Annotated in this window: 13 protein-coding genes and 1 pseudogene; 5 read left to right on the top strand and 9 right to left on the bottom strand. The window is 72.2% G+C overall.

Annotation, left to right across the window (positions count from 1 at the left end; translation table 11 throughout):
• Positions 1 to 297: pseudogene (locus ITJ54_RS04995) on the top strand (hypothetical protein); the annotation flags it as partial.
• Between the two features lie 426 nt (positions 298 to 723).
• On the opposite strand, the gene ITJ54_RS05000 reads toward ITJ54_RS04995, so the two are convergent.
• The 9 genes from ITJ54_RS05000 to sucC all read right to left on the bottom strand — a co-directional run bounded on the left by ITJ54_RS05000 (position 724) and on the right by sucC (position 14,054).
• Positions 724 to 1,149, bottom strand: a complete 426-nt coding sequence (locus tag ITJ54_RS05000) for a DUF805 domain-containing protein (RefSeq protein ID WP_194626253.1) — start codon at positions 1,147 to 1,149, stop codon at positions 724 to 726.
• 119 nt (positions 1,150 to 1,268) lie between these two features.
• Positions 1,269 to 3,077, bottom strand: a complete 1,809-nt coding sequence (locus ITJ54_RS05005; RefSeq protein WP_194627332.1) for an ABC transporter ATP-binding protein — start codon at positions 3,075 to 3,077, stop codon at positions 1,269 to 1,271.
• A 92-nt stretch (positions 3,078 to 3,169) separates the two neighbouring features.
• Positions 3,170 to 4,978 carry an ABC transporter ATP-binding protein gene (locus ITJ54_RS05010; RefSeq protein ID WP_194626255.1) on the bottom strand — a complete coding sequence of 603 codons (1,809 nt, stop codon included), beginning with the start codon at positions 4,976 to 4,978 and terminating at the stop codon, positions 3,170 to 3,172.
• Positions 4,979 to 5,511: 533 nt separating this feature from the next.
• The gene (purH, locus tag ITJ54_RS05015; RefSeq protein WP_194626257.1) at positions 5,512 to 7,137 is read right to left on the bottom strand and encodes a bifunctional phosphoribosylaminoimidazolecarboxamide formyltransferase/IMP cyclohydrolase; all 1,626 of its coding nucleotides are present in this window, start codon (positions 7,135 to 7,137) and stop codon (positions 5,512 to 5,514) included.
• On the bottom strand, positions 7,134 to 7,727 hold the full coding sequence (gene purN / locus ITJ54_RS05020) for a phosphoribosylglycinamide formyltransferase (RefSeq protein WP_194626259.1): 594 nt from the start codon (positions 7,725 to 7,727) through the stop codon (positions 7,134 to 7,136). The genes purH and purN overlap by 4 nt, the downstream gene beginning before the upstream one ends.
• A 39-nt stretch (positions 7,728 to 7,766) precedes the next feature.
• Positions 7,767 to 9,728 carry a DUF6350 family protein gene (locus ITJ54_RS05025; protein WP_194626261.1) on the bottom strand — a complete coding sequence of 654 codons (1,962 nt, stop codon included), beginning with the start codon at positions 9,726 to 9,728 and terminating at the stop codon, positions 7,767 to 7,769.
• A 113-nt stretch (positions 9,729 to 9,841) separates the two neighbouring features.
• On the bottom strand, positions 9,842 to 11,866 hold the full coding sequence (locus ITJ54_RS05030; RefSeq protein WP_194626263.1) for a CshA/CshB family fibrillar adhesin-related protein: 2,025 nt from the start codon (positions 11,864 to 11,866) through the stop codon (positions 9,842 to 9,844).
• Positions 11,867 to 11,985: 119 nt separating this feature from the next.
• Complete coding sequence (gene sucD, locus ITJ54_RS05035) at positions 11,986 to 12,873, bottom strand: succinate--CoA ligase subunit alpha (RefSeq protein WP_194626265.1); 888 nt, start codon at positions 12,871 to 12,873, stop codon at positions 11,986 to 11,988.
• A gap of 11 nt (positions 12,874 to 12,884) precedes the next feature.
• Complete coding sequence (gene sucC, locus ITJ54_RS05040) at positions 12,885 to 14,054, bottom strand: ADP-forming succinate--CoA ligase subunit beta (protein ID WP_194626267.1); 1,170 nt, start codon at positions 14,052 to 14,054, stop codon at positions 12,885 to 12,887.
• Positions 14,055 to 14,326: 272 nt separating this feature from the next.
• On the opposite strand from sucC, the gene ITJ54_RS05045 reads away from it, so the two are divergent.
• The 4 genes from ITJ54_RS05045 (at position 14,327) to ITJ54_RS05060 (ending at position 17,743) form a co-directional block, all read left to right on the top strand.
• The gene (locus tag ITJ54_RS05045) at positions 14,327 to 15,952 is read left to right on the top strand and encodes a RecQ family ATP-dependent DNA helicase (RefSeq protein ID WP_194626269.1); all 1,626 of its coding nucleotides are present in this window, start codon (positions 14,327 to 14,329) and stop codon (positions 15,950 to 15,952) included.
• Between the two features lie 184 nt (positions 15,953 to 16,136).
• The gene (locus tag ITJ54_RS05050) at positions 16,137 to 16,553 is read left to right on the top strand and encodes an ester cyclase (protein ID WP_194626271.1); all 417 of its coding nucleotides are present in this window, start codon (positions 16,137 to 16,139) and stop codon (positions 16,551 to 16,553) included.
• Between the two features lie 37 nt (positions 16,554 to 16,590).
• A complete protein-coding gene (locus tag ITJ54_RS05055) occupies positions 16,591 to 16,884 on the top strand; it encodes a hypothetical protein (protein ID WP_194626274.1) in 294 nt (97 codons plus the stop codon).
• Between the two features lie 37 nt (positions 16,885 to 16,921).
• Positions 16,922 to 17,743 (top strand): oxygenase MpaB family protein, encoded by an 822-nt coding sequence (locus ITJ54_RS05060; protein WP_194626277.1) that lies wholly within the window; start codon positions 16,922 to 16,924, stop codon positions 17,741 to 17,743.
• Positions 17,744 to 17,787: the final 44 nt, after the last annotated feature.

Raw genomic sequence — 17,787 nt, forward strand, 5'->3', positions numbered from 1 at the left:
AAGGCCGGCGACACCACCGTCACGCTGGAGAACTTCGTCGTGAACCCCGGCTCCTCCAAGCTCTACGGCGACGTCCTGGTCAACGGTGAAGTCGCCGCGCCGAACGCGTACCTGTTCTCCCTCCACGGTGGTTCGCTGAAGGCCCTGCAGCTCGAGGGTGACAACGCGATCCTGACCGGCACCACCGTCCACGTCTCCGCCGACGCCGCGAAGCTGCTCAACAGCACCTTCAAGACCGACGCCGTCAAGGTAGGCCTCCTCGTCGGCACCGCCACGATCACCGCCCAGATCAAGTAACACCCCCGCGGGATCACCCGCACAGCACCACCACCGAGAACGCCGTCCCCTCCCCGGGGGCGGCGTTCTCTGCGTCCCCCCACCCCACAGCGTCCCGACGCCACGGGTCCGGCGCACCGCGGTCCCCCGGACGACGGTTTCCCTCCACGTCGATGACGGATCCGGTTCTCTCCGCCCGAGATTCCCGAACCAGATCCGTCACCCCGCTCGCGACAGACCACCCCAGCCGCCGACCGGGGCACCGGACGAACGACCCACCACGCGCGGACCGACCCACGTCACCCGCGATGGGAAGTGGAATCGCGCGTCGGAGGTCGGAACGAACGACCCCCGACGCGCGAAAGGACCCGCCACGCGCGAAAGGACTTGAGACGCGCGGAACGACCGACTCCACGGGAGCTGCCGGCGACGAGCCGCGCACAGGTGTCAGGCGTCGAAGCGGGTGCCCGTCGGGTTCGACGGCAGCAGGAACATCACGAACAGCACGAGCGACCCGATGCCGGGCACGACGTGGAGGAACTGCCAGAAGCCGGAGCGGTTCGTGTCGTGCAGCCGACGGGCGCCGAGCGCGAGGGACCCGACCAGCGTCACGACGACCCACAGCACGAACAGGTAGGACCCGACCGGGTTCTCCAGCAGCGGGCTGTCGGGCGTGAACGCCTGCGGCACGAGCTGCAGCACCAGGCCGATCCCCAGCGACGTGATCCACCACCACCAGAACTCCGAGCGCGAGGCCCGTCCGGTGAACACGGTGTACTTCCGCCAGAAGCGCCGGAGCGCCTCGGTGAAGGGCGCACCGACGAAGGGGTCCCGGAGGGCCACACCGCCGGGCTGCGGGCTGTCGTCACTCATGCGCCAACCCAACCACGTGCGGATGAGGGGTTCGCGCCCCCGCACGCACATCGCGCCCCGTCAGGACGGGGCGCGATGTGCGGAGCGGGGCGCGATCCACGAGGGATCACCGTCGGGCCCTACACGAGCGAGTCGCGCCAGGCCGCGTGCAGCTGGGCGAAGCGCCCCGTGCCCGCGATGAGGTCGGCCGGCGTGCCGTCCTCGACGATCATCCCGTGCTCCATCACGAGCACCCGGTGGGCGATCGCGACGGTGGACAGCCGGTGCGCGATGATCACGGCGGTGCGGTCGGCGAGCAGGGTCTCGAGGCCCTCCTGCACCAGCCGCTCCGACGGGATGTCGAGCGACGCTGTGGCCTCGTCGAGGATGAGCACCTTCGGGTCCGCGATGAACGCCCGCGCGAACGAGAGCAGCTGGCGCTGGCCCGCGGACACACGACCGCCGCGCTTGTTCACGTCGGTGTCGTACCCGTCGGGCAGCGCCATGATGAACTCGTGTGCGCCGACCGCCTTGGCAGAGGACTCGATCTCGGCCCGCGACGCCCCGGGCTTGCCGAGCGCGATGTTGTCCGCGACGGTGCCGGAGAACAAGTAGGCCTCTTGTGTGACCATGACGATCGCGCGGCGCATGTCGTTCGTGTCGAGGTCACGCAGGTCCACGCCGTCGAGCTGCACCGAGCCCTGGGTCGGGTCGTAGAAGCGCGCCATGAGCTTGGCGAGCGTCGACTTGCCCGCACCCGTCGACCCGACCAGCGCGATCGTCTGCCCGGACGGGATGTGCAGGTCGAACGCCGGCAGCACGACCTTGCCCTTGTTGTAGGCGAACACGACGTCGTCGAAGTCCATCTTGCCGCGGGCGTCGGCCAGCTTGGTCGGCTTCGCGGGGTCCGGCACGCTCGGACGTTCCTCGAGCACGCCGGAGATCTTCTCCATCGCGGCCGAGGCCGACTGGTACCCGTTGTAGAACATCGCGAGTTCCTGCGCCGGGTCGAAGAAGCGCTTGGCGTACAGCGCGACCGCGAGCAGCGCACCGACCTCGAGCGTCCCGCCGACGACCCGGAAGCCACCGACGATGACGACCGCGGCGAGCGTGGCGTTGCCGATGAGCACGAGCACCGGGTCGAAGGTCCCGAACAGGTTGAACACCTTCGTGTTCGAGACCCGGTAGTCCTCGACGAACCCGCCGTACTCGTCCCGGTTGCGGGACTCCTTGCGGAAGGCCTGCACCGCGCGGATGCCCGTCATGGTCTCGACGAAGTGCACGATGACGCGCGCCGAGGCCACCCGGGTGGCACGGAACAGCGTCTGCGAGTTCGTCTGGAACCAGCGGATCAGGAACCACAGCGGCACGAGTGACACCGCGAGCACCAGGCCCGAGGTCGGGTCGAGTACCACGAGCGCCACCGCGGTGAATGCCATGTAGAGCACGCCCTGGATGAGCTGGTTCAGCCCGGAGTCGAGGAGCTCGCGGATGGAGTCCAGGTCACTCGTCTGGCGCGAGATGATCCGACCGGACGTGTAGGTCTCGTGGAACTCGAGCGACAGCCGCTGCGTGTGCAGGAACACCCGCTTGCGCAGGTCGAACAGGATCGCCTGGCTGATCCGGGCCGCGAGCACGGTGTACCACGCGGTCAGGACGGCACCGAGGACCGCGACGACGATGTACGTCGCCACGACCGCGAACGCCGGCACCCAGTCGTTCTGGTCCAGGACCGCCGGCAGGGCGTTGTCGATGCCCCACGCGATGAGCGCCGGACCGGCGACGGTGCCGGCGGTCGAGACGACCACGACGACCCCAAGCAGGACCAGGCGCGCCTTCAGCGGTGCGGCGAGGGACCCGAGCAGGGCGAGGGACCGGCGCCGCAGGCGCTTGCTCTCCGCCTTGGTGAAGTCCTCGCGCTCCTCGCCGCGCACCCCGAGCGTGGTGATGGATGCGGTCACCGGTGCGGAAGTCTGCGAGGCCTCCGTGGTGTCGTCGACGGCAGCCGTGCCTCCAGGCAGGTTCTGATCAGTCTGCTGGCTCATGCCATCGCCTCCTCTCGTGCGGTCGCGTCGTCGTCGTCGAGCGACGAGATGACGTAGCGGTAGTGGTCGTTCGTGGCCATCAGCTCCGAGTGGGTGCCGACGGCCGTGATGACGCCGTTCTCCATGAGCGCGACGCGGTCCGCGAGCGTGACCGTCGACGGACGGTGCGCCACGATGAGCGACGTCGTCTCGGCGAGGACCCGGCGCAGGCCGGCCTCGACCCGGGCCTCGGTGTCGACGTCGAGCGCCGACAGCGGGTCGTCGAGGACGAGCACCGAGGGCCGCGCGGCGATCGCACGGGCGAGCGCCAGCCGCTGCCGCTGCCCGCCGGAGAGGGACAGGCCCTCTTCCCCGACGCGGGTGTCGACGCCGTCGGGCAGGTCGTCCACGAAGGACGCCTGCGCGATGTCGAGCGCCTCGCGCATCAGCGCCTCGGCCTCGTCACCCGTCACGTCCGGGCGACCGAGCAGCACGTTCTGCCGCACGGTCGTCGAGAACAGCGTGGCGTCCTCGAAGGCGACGCCGACGTGGCGCCGCAGTTCCTCGCGGGTGAGGTCGCGGATGTCGACGCCGTCGATCGTGACCGAGCCGCCGGTCACGTCGTACAGCCGGGGCACGAGCGAGAGCAGCGTGGTCTTGCCGCAGCCGGTCAGACCGACCAGTGCCATCGTCTCGCCGGGCTCGAGCCGCAGTTCGACCCCGTTGATCAGGTCCGGGTACTGCGCGGCGGAGTCCTGGTAGCGGAAGTGCACGCCGTTGAAGGCGAGTGCCCCGTGCGGCTCGGCGATCGTCTTCGGGTGCTCGGGGTCCGTGATCGTGTTCTCGGAGTCCATGACCTCGAAGAAGCGGTCGACCGCGGTGCGCGTGTCGAACGTCATCGAGAGCAGGAAGCCGATCGACTCGATCGGGAAGCGGAGCACCGTCGCGGTGGCGAAGAACGCGAACAGCTGGCCGACGGTCATCTCGCCCTGCGACGCCAGCCAGATGCCGGCGAGCAGGCAGAGCGCGAACGCGACGTCCGGCACGAGCAGCAGCCACAGCCAGATGCTCGCGACGGCCTTCGCCTTCTTGATCTCGGTGCCGCGGAGGGCCTCGGCCTGCTCGCTGAACTCCTCGAGCTTGTAGCCGCCACGACCGAACGCCTTGAGCACGCGGATGCCGTGCACCGACTGCTCGACGCTCGTCGCGAGGTCACCGACCTGGTCCTGGCTGCGGCGCGCGACGACGGAGTACCGACGTTCGAACAGCAGCCCGTTGATCCACAGCGGGATCGACGCGATCAGGAAGATCAGGCCGAGCAGCCACCCGAAGGTGAACAGCACGACGAACCCGACGACGATCGTCACGAGGTTCACGACGAGCAGCACGACGCCGAACGCCAGCCACCGCCGGATCAGGGACAGGTCGGACACGGACCGGGACAGCAGCTGCCCGGACTCCCACCGGTCGTGGAACGCGACCGGCAGGTCCTGCAGCTTGGCGTACAGCGAGTTCCGCATGCTGGTCTCGATGCGGGTCGACGGACGCATCACCAGCCGGCGGCGCGAGGCGATGAAGAAGGCCTCGAGCACACCGAGGGCGAGCACACCGAGCCCGGCGGGCCAGATCTGCGACGAGTCCTTCGACGACATCGGGCCGTCGACGAGCCACTGCAGCACGTAGGGGATGGCGAGCGCCACCAGGGAGGCACCCATCGCGGCGGCCATGCCGGCGATGATGCGGCCCTGGTAGGGCTTCACGTAGGGGTGGATCCGCGCGATCGCGCGGAAGGTGGACGGGCGCGCCGTGGTGGGCGACTTGGACATGCGTTGCGTCCTCATGCGTCAGCCGGGTACCCCGGGTCGGGCCGTCCGAGCGCCGCCCTGGTGGGGGCGTCGCCGGTCCGGCACCGGCCTGGAGGCTCGGTGTGCGTTGCGTGGTCATCATCGGCCGGGCGCGTGGTCGCGCCTCCGCCGTCACGCGTGTGACGTCGGTCGGGCCGGAGGGCACCGGGGGACTCGTCGTCCCTCGGGGATCCTGCGGGTGGTACGCGTCGTCGTGGTTGCAGCGACGCGCGGCCGTGGGAACGGCCTGACTAGACGGCGGCCGCCACTCGTCGTCGCGGCGCGGGAGTGGTCCCACGTGCGGGAGTGGTCCCCACGGCGGACGCCAGACCTGCACGGGCGGGCGTCGCCTCGGATCGGGTCATGTCGTCCATCGTCACTCCAGTCGTCGTCATCGTCACCGTTGTGTCCGCGGTGCCACCGACCCCTGGGGGCCGTCGGCGGTGCTGTCGCGGAGCCTTACAGGATATTCAGAGGGACTCCGCAGCGCAATGGGGTGCCACGATTTGTTCACTTCAGTGGAAGAAGTGCCGCTCCCCGGTGAAGTACATGGTGACGCCGGCAGCCGAGGCCGCGGCGATCACTTCTTCGTCGCGGACGCTGCCGCCGGGCTGCGCGACCGCGCGGACCCCGGCGTCGAGCAGCACCTGCAGGCCGTCCGCGAACGGGAAGAACGCGTCCGAGGCCGCGACCGACCCGGCAGCACGGTCACCGGCCCGGTTCACCGCGAGGTGGCAGGAGTCGACGCGGTTGACCTGGCCCATGCCGACCCCGACGCTCGCGCCGGCGTTCGCGAGCAGGATGCCGTTCGACTTCACCGCGCGGCTCGCCTTCCACGCGAAGGCGAGGTCCGCCAGGGTGGCATCGTCGGCGGGCTCCCCCGCGACGAGGTCCCACGTGGACTGGTCGAAGGCCGTGAAGCGGTCGGCGTCCTGCACGAGGAAGCCACCGGAGATCTGCTTGACCTCGCGCGGAGCCAGGGCGAAGTCGGCGGGCAGCGTGAGCAGGCGGATGTTCTTCTTCCGCGACAGGATCTCGAGCGCCTCGGGGTCGAAGCCCGGGGCGACGACGACCTCGGTGAAGATGTCCTTCACGGTCTCGGCCATCGCCACGGTGACGGGACGGTTGGCGGCGATGACCCCGCCGAACGCCGACAGCGGGTCGCAGGCGTGGGCGGCGGCGTGCGCGGAGGCGATCGGGTCGACCGCGTCAGCAGCCCCCACCGCGATGCCGCAGGGGTTGGCGTGCTTGATGATCGCCACGGCCGGCTCGGCGAAGTCGAACGCGGCTCGGACGGCCGCGTCGGCGTCGACGTAGTTGTTGTACGACATCTCCTTGCCGTGCAGCTGCGTCGCCTGCGCGATGCCTGTGCCACCGGCCTGCGTGTAGAGCGCAGCGGCCTGGTGGGCGTTCTCGCCGTAGCGGAGCGTCGCCGCGAGGTCGGCGCCGAACGACAGGTGCGACTCGAACGACCCGGGCGTCTCGAGGTCGTGTCCGATCGACTCGCCCTCGACCACGTCGGACGCGAAGTACGACGCCACGGCGGTGTCGTACGCGGCCGTGTGCGCGAAGGCCTGCGCGGCGAGGCGCTTGCGCAGCGCGAGCGTGGTGCCACCGGCGCGGACGGCCTCGACCACCTCGGCGTAGGACGACGGCGACACGACGATCGCGACGTTCGGGTGGTTCTTCGCGGACGCGCGGACCATCGCCGGGCCGCCGATGTCGACGTTCTCGACGACCGTCGCGGTGTCGGCACCGGACGCCACCGTCTCGACGAACGGGTACAGGTTCACCACGACGAGCTCGAAGGCCGCGATGCCGAGGTCGGCGAGCTGCTGCTCGTGCGACTCGAGCCGCAGGTCGGCGAGGAGCCCGGCGTGCACGGCGGGGTGCAGGGTCTTCACACGGCCGTCGAGCGACTCCGGGAACCCGGTCACGCTCGCCACGTCGGTGACCGGGTAGCCGGCGTCGCGGATGGTCTGCGCCGTGGACCCGGTCGACACGAGCTCCACGCCGCTGTCGGCCAGGGCGCCGGCGAGCTCGAGCAGGCCGGACTTGTCGCTCACGGAGATGAGGGCACGCCGCACGGGGACGACGTCCCGGTCGCGGTAGAGGCTGGGGTCGGCTGCGTGCACGCTCATGCGCTCGTGGTGCCCTTCAGGTCGGTGGTGCCGGTGGCGATGTCGAGGATGGTCTGGATGAGCAGGCGGCGCTCGACCGGCTTGATGCGGTCGTGCAGCGTCGACTCGGAGTCGCCCGGCAGCACCGGGACGCGCTCCTGGGCCAGGATCGGGCCGCTGTCGACGCCGTCGTCGACCTTGATGACGCTGGCGCCGGTCTCGGTGACCCCCGCGGCGAGGGCGTCCCGCACACCGTGCGCCCCGGGGAACTCGGGCAGGTACGCGGGGTGGGTGTTGATGATCCCGGGGCCGAACTCGGACACGACGGACGGGGGCAGCAGGCGCATCAACCCCGAGAGCACGAGGAGGTCGGGCGACCAGGGCCGGATCTGCTCGGCGAGCGCCTGGCCCCACTCGGCGCGGGAGTCGTACCGCGCGAACGGCACCGAGAACGTGGGGATCGAGTACTCCTCGCCCAGGCCGAGTCCGTCGGCGTCGCGGTCGGCACCGATCGCGACGACGCGGGCGGGGTAGTCGGCGTGCCGGGTCGCCTCGAGCAGGGCCCGGAGGTTCGAGCCGGCACCGGAGATCAGGACGACCAGTTCGAGCACGTCCACCAGCCTAGCGGCGGGGTGCGCCGTGCGACGCCGTCAGCGGTCGCCCTGTGGACGGCGCCACCAGGGCAGCTCCTCGTCCGGCACCTGGTCGGTCTGGTCCCAGCGCTTCGTCGGACGGGTCGGAGCGGATGATGCCGTCGGGGTCGCCGGGGTCGCCGCCTGCTCGTCGACGTCGTCGCGTCCGGCGACGAACTCCTCGGTGCTCCAGGGGAACGCGGGCTGCTGGTCACGGGCCCCCGCCGCTTCGGGCGCCTCGGGGCGGTGCCGGTCCGGGCGGTCGTCCGGGGCACTGTCGACGCGTTCGGCATCGGCTCCGGTCACGCGGTCGCGCAGGCCCCCAGCACGCTCGCGCAGGCCGTTCGCCCGGCTCTTCAGCCCGTCGGCCCGTTGCACGAGGCCGTCGGCTCGCTGCCGCAGCCCGCCCGCGCGCTGCTTGAGCCCGCCGGCACGGTCGCGCACACCGTCGGCAGCACCGCGGAGCCGGTCACGCATGCCCCCGGCGCGATCGGCCGTGTCCGCGGGGACGTCGGCGACGCCGCCGGTCCGCGCCCAGTCCGGCAGCTCGACGTCGTGGTCCGTGTCCTGCTCCGGCCGGGAGGCTCGTGGTGCGTCCGCCCCGCTGCCTGCGTGGTGCGCCTCCTCGACCACGAAGCGGTGCACGTCGGTGATGCGCCCGGCGCCGGCGCGCTCGAGGGCGTCGAGGAGCGAGCCCTCTGCTGTGGAGTCCGCGGGCTCGTCGCTCTCGTGCCAGCGCTCGCGGGTCCAGGAGCGCTCGGGCAGCCGGACGAGGTCCTGCCCGACGGCGAGGGCGACGACCGCTGGCACGCCGACCTCGAGCGCGGCGAAGGCCCCGACGACCAGGGCGTGGGGTCCCACGTCGGCGAGACGACCGGGTCCGAACGACCCGGACGACACCCACGCGACCGCACCCGTCAGCACCCCGGCGACGATGCCGGTGGCCACACCCGCGAGTGCACGGTGCAGGGCGCTGTCGGCGGACCCGAGCGCGCGGACGAGCCGCGGACGCATGAGGCCGCCGGCCGCGAAGCCCGCCAGCACCGGCACGAGGACCCAGAGCAGGCCGAAGGTGTGCCCGGACGCCGGCAGCGCGCCGAACACGGGCAGGCCGGGGATCGGGCCGAGGGCGGTGCCGATCGGCGAGACGCTCGACCCGGTGCCGATGGCGAAGCCCGGACCGACGAGCCACGCGGTGGCCCACCCGACGAAGTCCGGCAGGAACGCGAGCTGCCCGACGGTCAGCGCGATGCCGCCGAGGAGTCCGGCGTGCGAGCGTTCGTAGAGCGTGATGACCTCGGCGAAGGACCCGAGGAGCAGGAAGCCGACCAGGACCCCGGCCGCGGCCACCACGCACGCGGTGGCGGTGGTGCCGGCACGGAGCCCGAAACCGACGACCGCGCGCCAGACGACGGGAACCCGGTCGAGCTGGTCGAGCACGCGGGCCGTGACGGGGTCGGGGTCGAGCCCGCGGCGCCGGCGGCAGACCTCGGCCGCGACGAGCGCCGGGATCCCGAACCACAGCGCGGGGAACACGATCGCCTGCCACACGCTCGGCCGGGTCGCGGCGGAGGTCGAGGACAGGGCCAGTCCGAGTCCGAGCAGGGCGACCACGGCCGTGCCGACGAGCACCCCGGTCACGCGGTGCTCCGTCTCGGCGAAGCGTCGGCCGGCCCGGGCGCCGAGCCAGACCGTCACGACCGCGAAGCCGAGCGCCGCGAGCGTCACCGGGATCGGGGCCGCGGCGCCGCTCACCCCGGAGGCCTTCGCGACCGTCGACCCCAGCACGAACGTCACGTCGACGCCGTGCCCGACGAGCCACACGCTGCCAGCGGCCTTCCAGAAGACGTCCCAGTCGACCTGCAGGCCGTACTCGAACCCCCAGAGCAGCGTGAGCGGCACCAGCGCGATGCCGACGCCCACGCCGACCGTCACGAGCGCCTCGACGGCGGCGAGCAGAGCGGTTCCCAGGCGGTTCATCGCAGCGAGGATACGTGCCCCGCCGGGCAGGTCGGCGATGCCGCGCGGCTCCTGTGGAGAGTCAGCAGCGCGAGTCCCCGGGAGTCACCGGCGCCGCCGCCGTGCGTGCCCCGTCATCGTCGGGCCCGGAGCCGTCGCGCGGACAGCAGTCCCCCGCCGGTCAGCAGGAACAGCAGGGCCGCACCTCCGGCCAGCGGGAGCCCGGACACGCCGGTGAACGCCAGGCTGCCGTCAGGACCACCCACCGCTCCGCCACCAGCAGGCGGAACCGCACCGGGCTGCGCCGTCGGGGACGGTCGAGCCGGAGACGGCGAGGCGGTCGGAGTCGGAGTGCCGGCACCGGGCGCCGGCACGGCAGCAGGGACGGTCACCTGGACGCTCGCCTGCACCGGGTCCGACGCACCGAACACCCCGTCGGGCGTCGCTTCGACCGCGACCTCGACCGTGCGTGGCTCGTCGACGGGCACCGCGACGACCACGGTCGTGTCCTCGCCGGGAGCCAGGTCGGGCACCGGGGTCGGAGTGACTCCGGGGACGTCGACCTGGACGTCGACGAGTGGCACGTCGCCGGGGTTCGTCACGGTCACGGGGACGTCCACGGTCGTCGCTCCCGCCGCGGGCGTCGCCGGCTCCTCGGCCGCCACCGTCACGGCGGGCTGCTCGACGGGGACCTCGGCGGTCGCGGCGGCCGACGTCACGCCGGTCGTCGTGCCGGAGACGACCGCGGAGGCCGTCGCGGTGTTCCGGACCGAACCAGCGGTCACGTCCGCGGCGGACACCGGGGTGGGCGTGGTGGTGCGGCAGGTGGTGCTGTCCCCGGGGGCGAGCGTGTCCGACTCGCAGACGACGGCGCCAGCGGTGGGGTCGTCGACGGCGACGGACGTCAGTGGCACCTGCCCGGCGTTGGTGGCCGTGAAGGTCCAGCCGACGGCGTCACCCGCACCGAACAGCCCGTTGCCGTCCGCGTCGACGGGGACGGCCCGCTTCGTCAAGGTCAGGCCGGTCGGCAGCGCCGTGTTCGTCACCGTGCACCGCACGGCGTCGCCGACGCCCACCGGGATCGCCGCACGCGTGCCGACGGCGTCGCCCTCGGGCAACGCTCCGCTCCCGCCGGTGCGCGTGCACGACCAGGACGGCGCTGCGTACCGGCTCGGGTCGGTCGTCCCCACCGGACGCTCGGAGAAGGTCAACGGGTTGCCGTCGGCGGACACGAGCACGGTCACGTCACCGGTGGTCGCGGAGCCGTCGGTGCTGCCCGTGGTCGCTGCCGTCGCCACCTGTCGCCCGGCGGCGTCGGACACGGCAACGGAGAACGCGTCGCCGCCGAAGCCGCCGACGAGCTGCTTCGTGACGGACACGCGGGACACGAGGACGCCGAACGCGACCCCCTCGCGCCCACCGCCGACCATGCGCTGCGTGAAGGTCGTCGGGGTGTCGGCCGCGACGATCGCCGTGCCGGTGGGGCTGTCGACCGAGCCGGTGCAGGTCACCGTCGTGGTGCCGATCCCGGTGAAGCCGGCTCCGCAGGCGTTGCCGAGGTCGTCCCCGCCGTCCGCCCGGGTGGTGAGCGAGGTGAACGGCGCGTCCGAGGTCCACGTGATCGACTCGCCCCGCGCGGTGGACTCGGCGTCCGCTCCGACGAGGGACCACCCCTGCACCGGCTGTCCGGCAGCGTCCGTCACGGCGATGTCGGCGAGCGTCGCGGTGGTCGTCGCACGGCCGGTGGTCCCGGTGCGGTCCGCCTGGTACAGCGCCGGGCGGATGGTCGGGTCGACACCGGTGTAGTGGCCTCGGGTGCCGAGGTAGGCGCCACCCCAGGTCGGGAAGGCCTGGGCGGCGACCGGGTACCCGGTGACCGTCATCGTGGCGGCCAACCGGTAGCCGCCGGGCAGGTCGAGGCGCAGCGGCTGCGGGCTCCCCACGGCCGCGGGGTCGACGGAGGACAGGTCGAGCCAGCAGAGCGTGTCCGCGTACCGGCCACTCCCACTCGCCGCGTAGTCGCAGCCGGGTGCAGCCGGTGCCGCGGCGGCAGGCGCGTCGGCTCCTGGTCCCAGACCGAACACCCCGCCGACCACCAGACCGGCGGCGGCCAGGGCCCCCACGAACGACCACGAACGACGACGCACCCTGATCCCCATGGCGAGGACGCTACCCGGGCGGTGACGGCCCGTCCGGCCCGTCCGGCCACGGGAACGACGGGAGGCTCGGTGCCAGCTGGCACCGAGCCTCCCGGCAGTCCCCGTGGGGACGCACACCGCTACTTGGCGGCGACCACCTCGCGCAGCAGCGCGGCGGTCTCGGACGGCGTCTTGCCGACCTTGACACCCGCGGCCTCGAGGGCCTGCTTCTTCGCCTCGGCGGTGCCGGCGGAACCGGACACGATCGCGCCGGCGTGCCCCATCGTCTTGCCCTCCGGCGCGGTGAAGCCCGCGACGTAGCCGACGACCGGCTTGGTGACGTGCGCCTTGATGTACTCGGCCGCACGCTCCTCGGCGTCGCCGCCGATCTCGCCGATCATCACGATGGCCTCGGTCTCGGGGTCGGCCTCGAACGCGGCGAGCGCGTCGATGTGCGTCGTCCCGACGACCGGGTCGCCGCCGATGCCGATGGCGGTCGAGAAGCCCAGGTCACGCAGCTCGTACATCATCTGGTAGGTCAGGGTGCCCGACTTCGAGACGAGGCCGATCGGGCCCTTGCCGGTGATCGTCGCCGGGGTGATGCCGACGAGCGACTCCCCCGGGGTGATGATGCCGGGGCAGTTCGGCCCGATGATGCGGGTCTTCTCCCCGAGGGCCTTGGCGTGCGCCCAGAACTCGGCGGAGTCCTGCACGGGGATGCCCTCGGTGATGACGACGACGAGGGGGACCTCGGCGTCGATGGCCTCCATCACGGCGTCCTTCGCGAACGCCGGCGGGACGAAGACGATCGAGACGTCGGCACCGGTGGTGTCGACGGCCTCGCGCACGGAGCCGAAGACGGGGAGCTCGACGTCGCCGTGGGTCACGGTCGTGCCGGCCTTGCGGGCGTTGACGCCACCGACGACCTGGGTGCCGGCCTTGAGCATGAGGGCGGTGTGCTTGGTGCCTTCGCCGCCGGTGATGCCCTGGACGATGACCTTGGAGTCCTTGGTGAGGAAGATCGACATGGTCAGTCCCTTCAGGCCGCGGCTGCGGCGAGTTCGGCGGCCTTCTCGGCCGCGTCGTCCATGGTCGCGGCGACGGTGACGAGCGGGTGCGCTGCCTCCGCCAGGATCCGTCGGCCCTCTTCCACGTTGTTGCCGTCCAGGCGGACGACGAGCGGCTTGGTGGCCGCGTCGCCGAGGATGCCGAGCGCGGCGACGATGCCGTTCGCGACGGCGTCGCAGGCGGTGATGCCGCCGAAGACGTTCACGAAGACGCTCTTGACCTGCGGGTCGCCGAGGATGACGTCGAGGCCGTTGGCCATCACCTCGGCGGAGGCGCCGCCGCCGATGTCGAGGAAGTTGGCGGGCTTCACGCCGCCGTGGCGCTCACCGGCGTAGGCGACGACGTCGAGCGTCGACATGACGAGCCCCGCACCGTTGCCGATGACGCCGACCTGGCCGTCGAGCTTGACGTAGTTCAGGCCGTGGGCCTTCGCCTTGGCCTCGAGCGGGTCCTCGCTGGCGGTGTCCTCGAGGGCCTTGTGGTTCTCGTGCCGGAAGTCGGCGTTCTCGTCGAGGGTGACCTTGCCGTCGAGCGCGACGATCTGGCCGTCACCCGTGCGGACGAGGGGGTTGACCTCGACGAGGGTGGCGTCCTCGCCTGCGAAGACGTCGTAGAGCTTGACGAAGACGCCCGCGACCTGCATGACGAGGTCCTCGGGGAAGCCGGCCTGGCGCGCGATGGCCTCGCCCGCTTCCTGGTTGATGCCGGTCAGCGGGTTGACCTCGACCCGGGCGAGCGCCTCGGGCTTCTCCACCGCGAGCTGCTCGATCTCCATGCCGCCCTCGACGCTCACGAGCGACAGGTAGGAGCGGTTGGCGCGGTCGAGGAGCACGGAGAAGTAGAACTCCTCGGCGATGTCCGCGCCCTGGGCGACCATGACGCGCTGCACGGTGTGGCCCTTGATGTCGAGGCCGAGGATCGCCTGCGCGTGCTCGAAGGCCTCGTCCGGGGTCTTCGCGACCTTGACGCCGCCGGCCTTGCCGCGGCCGCCGACCTTCACCTGCGCCTTGACGACGACCACGCCGCCGATCTGCTCGGCTGCTGCCTTCGCCTGCTCTGGAGTGTCGGCGATGATGCCCTGCAGCACAGGGACGCCGTAGGACTCGAAGAGGTCCCTGGCCTGGTACTCGAAAAGATCCACGCTGTTCTTCTTCCCGCACGGTGTCGTGCGATCGGCATCGGTCATCCGGTCGCAGCGCTCAGCATCGAGGGTCGCTCGATGTCGAGACAACGGCCGGGACCGAGCCTAGCGGTGGCGGGTGAACGCCGGGTGCGCGGGGCTCCGGCGGCGGTCGAGGCACCCCGGCCAGCGGCCGATGGCCACGACGCGCACCCGTGGCCACGTCGCGCATCCGTGGCCGGCTCGCGCATCGCCGAGGCCGACCGCAAGCAGCCGCTCGGCACGGTGGACCGATGCACGACGCACTCCGTTCCCAGGCCGCCGGCGTCTTCGGGTGGCAGCTCCGCCCGGACCAGCAGACAGTCATCGACGCCGTCCTCGACGGGCGCGACGCCCTGGCCGTGATGCCGACCGGTTCCGGCAAGTCCGCCACGTACCAGGTGGCCGGTCTGGCGCTCGACGGGCTCGTGCTCGTCGTCTCGCCCCTCGTCGCCCTGCAGGAGGACCAGGTCGTCGGCCTCGCGGAGCACCCCGACGCGCCGAGGGCCGTCACGGTGAACGCCACGAAGCGCTCCCGCGACCTGGCCGAGGCATGGGACGCGGTCACGGCGGGCGAGGTCCGCTACGTGTTCCTGGCGCCCGAACAGCTGGCGAAGGAGGACGTGCAGAAGCGGCTCCGCGCAGCCGGGGTCGCCCTGGTCGCCGTCGACGAGGCGCACTGCGTCTCCTCGTGGGGACACGACTTCCGCCCGGACTACCTCGGGCTCGGTGAGGCGATCGAGCGGCTCGGACGCCCGCCGGTCCTCGCGCTCACAGCGACGGGCTCCTCCCCCGTGCGGGACGACGTCGTCGCCCGCCTCGGCATGCGGGACCCGCTGGTGCTCGCCGCCGGGTTCGACCGTCCGGAGCTCCGGCTCGAGGTGCGCCGCCACGAGGACGAGGTCGGCAAGCGTGAGGCCGTCGTCGAGCAGGTCGCCGGGCTCGAGGGCGTCGGCATCGTCTACGTCGCCACGCGCGCCGAGACCCTCGTCTACGCCGACGAGCTCGTCGAGAGCGGACGGGTCGCGCAGCCGTACCACGCCGGTCTCCGGGTGAAGGACCGCGAGCGCGTGCTCGCCGGGTTCCACGACGGGTCCGTCGAGGTCGTCGTCGCCACGAGCGCGTTCGGCATGGGCATCGACAAGGCCGACGTCCGCTTCGTCGTGCACGCCGACGTGCCCGAGTCGGTCGACGCCTACTACCAGGAGGTCGGTCGCGCCGGCCGTGACGGCGACGCCGCCCTCGCGACCCTGCACTACCGTGCCGAGGACCTCGGGCTGCGCCGGTTCTTCGCCGCCGGCAGCCCCGCGCCGAAGTCGCTGCGAGCGGTCTTCGACGCGGTGCCCGTGGACGGCGCGATCGCCCGCTCGGCGCTGGCTGACGCGTCCGGCACGGCCGCCCGCACCGCCGGCCGCGCCGCGAACGCCCTCATCGACGCGGGCGTCCTGGTCGACGGTCACGACGGCATCGCCCGCGCCGACGACGCACCGGCGAGCGCCGCAGCCGCGGCCAGTGCAGCCAAGGAGCGCGCACGCGAGCGGGAGCAGATCGAGGAGTCCCGGATCGCGATGATGCGCCAGTTCGCGGAGACGAACAGCTGCCGTCGCCAGTTCCTGCTCGGGTACTTCGGCGACGAGCTGACCGAGCCCTGCGGCAACTGCGACACCTGCACGTCCGGCACGGCCGAGCAGACGCACGCGGCCGACGGCAGCCACGACGCCGAGTGGCCGCCGGACGCCCCCGTGGAGCACCCGCAGTGGGGCCACGGCACGGTGATGAGCACCGAGGACGACCGGCTGACGGTCTTCTTCGAGTCGGCGGGCTACCGGACCCTCGCCCTGGCCGACGTCGAGGAGCGCGGCCTGCTCGAACGCGTCTGAGCGACGCCCACGGGGGACGCGCGGTCGCTCCACCAGACGGCGGCGACCGCGCTCCACTCCCCCGAGCAGAGGCGAGTGTGCACGGTCATCGTGTCCGCCTGGTGACGTGCCGGTGAACGGTGGTCATCCTGGGCATCCCACCAGTGACGCGGCGTACACAAGAACCCCCACGGAAGGAGCGCAGATGAGCGCGGAACAGAACCAACAGGCACAGGAACGACTGGGCGAGATCCTGGAGGCGCGGGCGTTCGAGCGGTTCTCCGAGGTGTGGGCCGAGGACGTCGTGGACCACGACCCGGGCCCCGACCAGGCCCCCGGCCTCGAGGGCATCGTCGCGTTCTGGCAGGACTTCACGACGGCGTTCCCGGACCTGTCGCTCGAACCGGACCCACTCGTCGTCACCGACGACTTCATCACCGCCGTCTTCACCATCCGTGGCACGCACACCGGTCCGTTCCAGGGCCACGAGCCCACCGGCAAGGCGTTCACGGTGCGCGGCATCCAGGTGTCGAAGTTCCGCGACGGAAAGATCGCCGAGCGCTGGGGCGCCACCGACGAGAAGGGCCTCGCCGAGCAGCTCGGCCTGGCCGCGCACGCCTGACCCCTCCCTGATCCCGATCCACCGAAGGAGAACCACCATGAGCGACCCCGGCATCAGCCCCGTCGACGACTTCGACTCCCAGGCACGCCGCGACGACGACATCGACCGCGAGCACGTCGGCCCGTACGAGGTCGACGAGACCGAGGAGTCCCTCGAGACCGTCACGAACGACGCCGTGGCCGGCGAGACCGTCGAGCCGCAGCCGGGCGACGGCACCGACGACGGCCCCACGGGTGGTGCGCCGCGCGAGGCCTCGGCCGACCTGTGGGAGCACGACGACGACACCGAGCGCCCCGACCTCGGGAACGACCTCGGCACGAAGCCGCTCTGAGCGGCACTCCGGCAAGCTCGCGCGCGATGATGGTGCCGTGAGCAGTGGACGGACGGGAGGCTCGGTGCCGGACGCGCACCGAGCCTCCCGTCCGGTGCGTGGTCGCGACCAGGTCCTGGCCCACGTCCTCGCGGACAGCACGCCGGTCGTGGCCGGTGGCCGCGCCATCCTGCTGCAGATCGCTGACCCGGTGGTCGCGGCCGGCGTCCGCCGGCACTCCGACTTCGCCCGGCGGCCGCAGCAGCGGCTCGCCCACACCCTGATGTACGTGTACGCGGTGGTGATCGGCACACCGTCCGACGCGGCCATGGCGACCGCCTTCGTCAACCGTGCGCACGTGCCGGTGTCCGGCGCGGACGACGTCGACCGGCAGCTCTGGGTGGCGGCGACGCTCTACGACTCCGCACTCCGAGCGCACGACGCCTTCGGCACGCCGGTCTCCGCGGAGCTGGCCCAACGGATGCTCGACGCCTACGCGCCTCTCGGCGTCGCGCTGCGGGTCCCCGAGGCCCGCTGGCCCGACTCGGTCGCCGCCTTCGAGGCCTACTGGGACCGCACCCTCGCGACCCTCCACGTGACCGACGACGCCCGCGGGGTCGTCCGCGACCTGCTGCATCCACGGTTCGCGCCGTTCTGGGTGCGCGCCGCGATGCCGCTCGTCCGGATCGTCACCGTCGGACTGCTACCGGACTCGGTGCGCGCGCAGTACGGCTTCGCCTGGGGCCCTCGCGAGGAACGGCGCTTCCGCCGGACGACGACCGGGCTGCGCCGCGTGCGTGCGGTCGTGCCGGGCCCGCTCCTGCGCCTGCCCGGGCCGCTGCTGATCAGATCGATGCGGCGGATGGCGGACCGACACTGACGAAGTTCTTGTCACACTGACAAGTACCGTGCTACGGTCGAGCC

Origin of the sequence: Curtobacterium sp. VKM Ac-2865, assembly GCF_015350905.1 — a bacterium.
Classification (GTDB): Bacteria; Actinomycetota; Actinomycetes; order Actinomycetales; family Microbacteriaceae; genus Curtobacterium.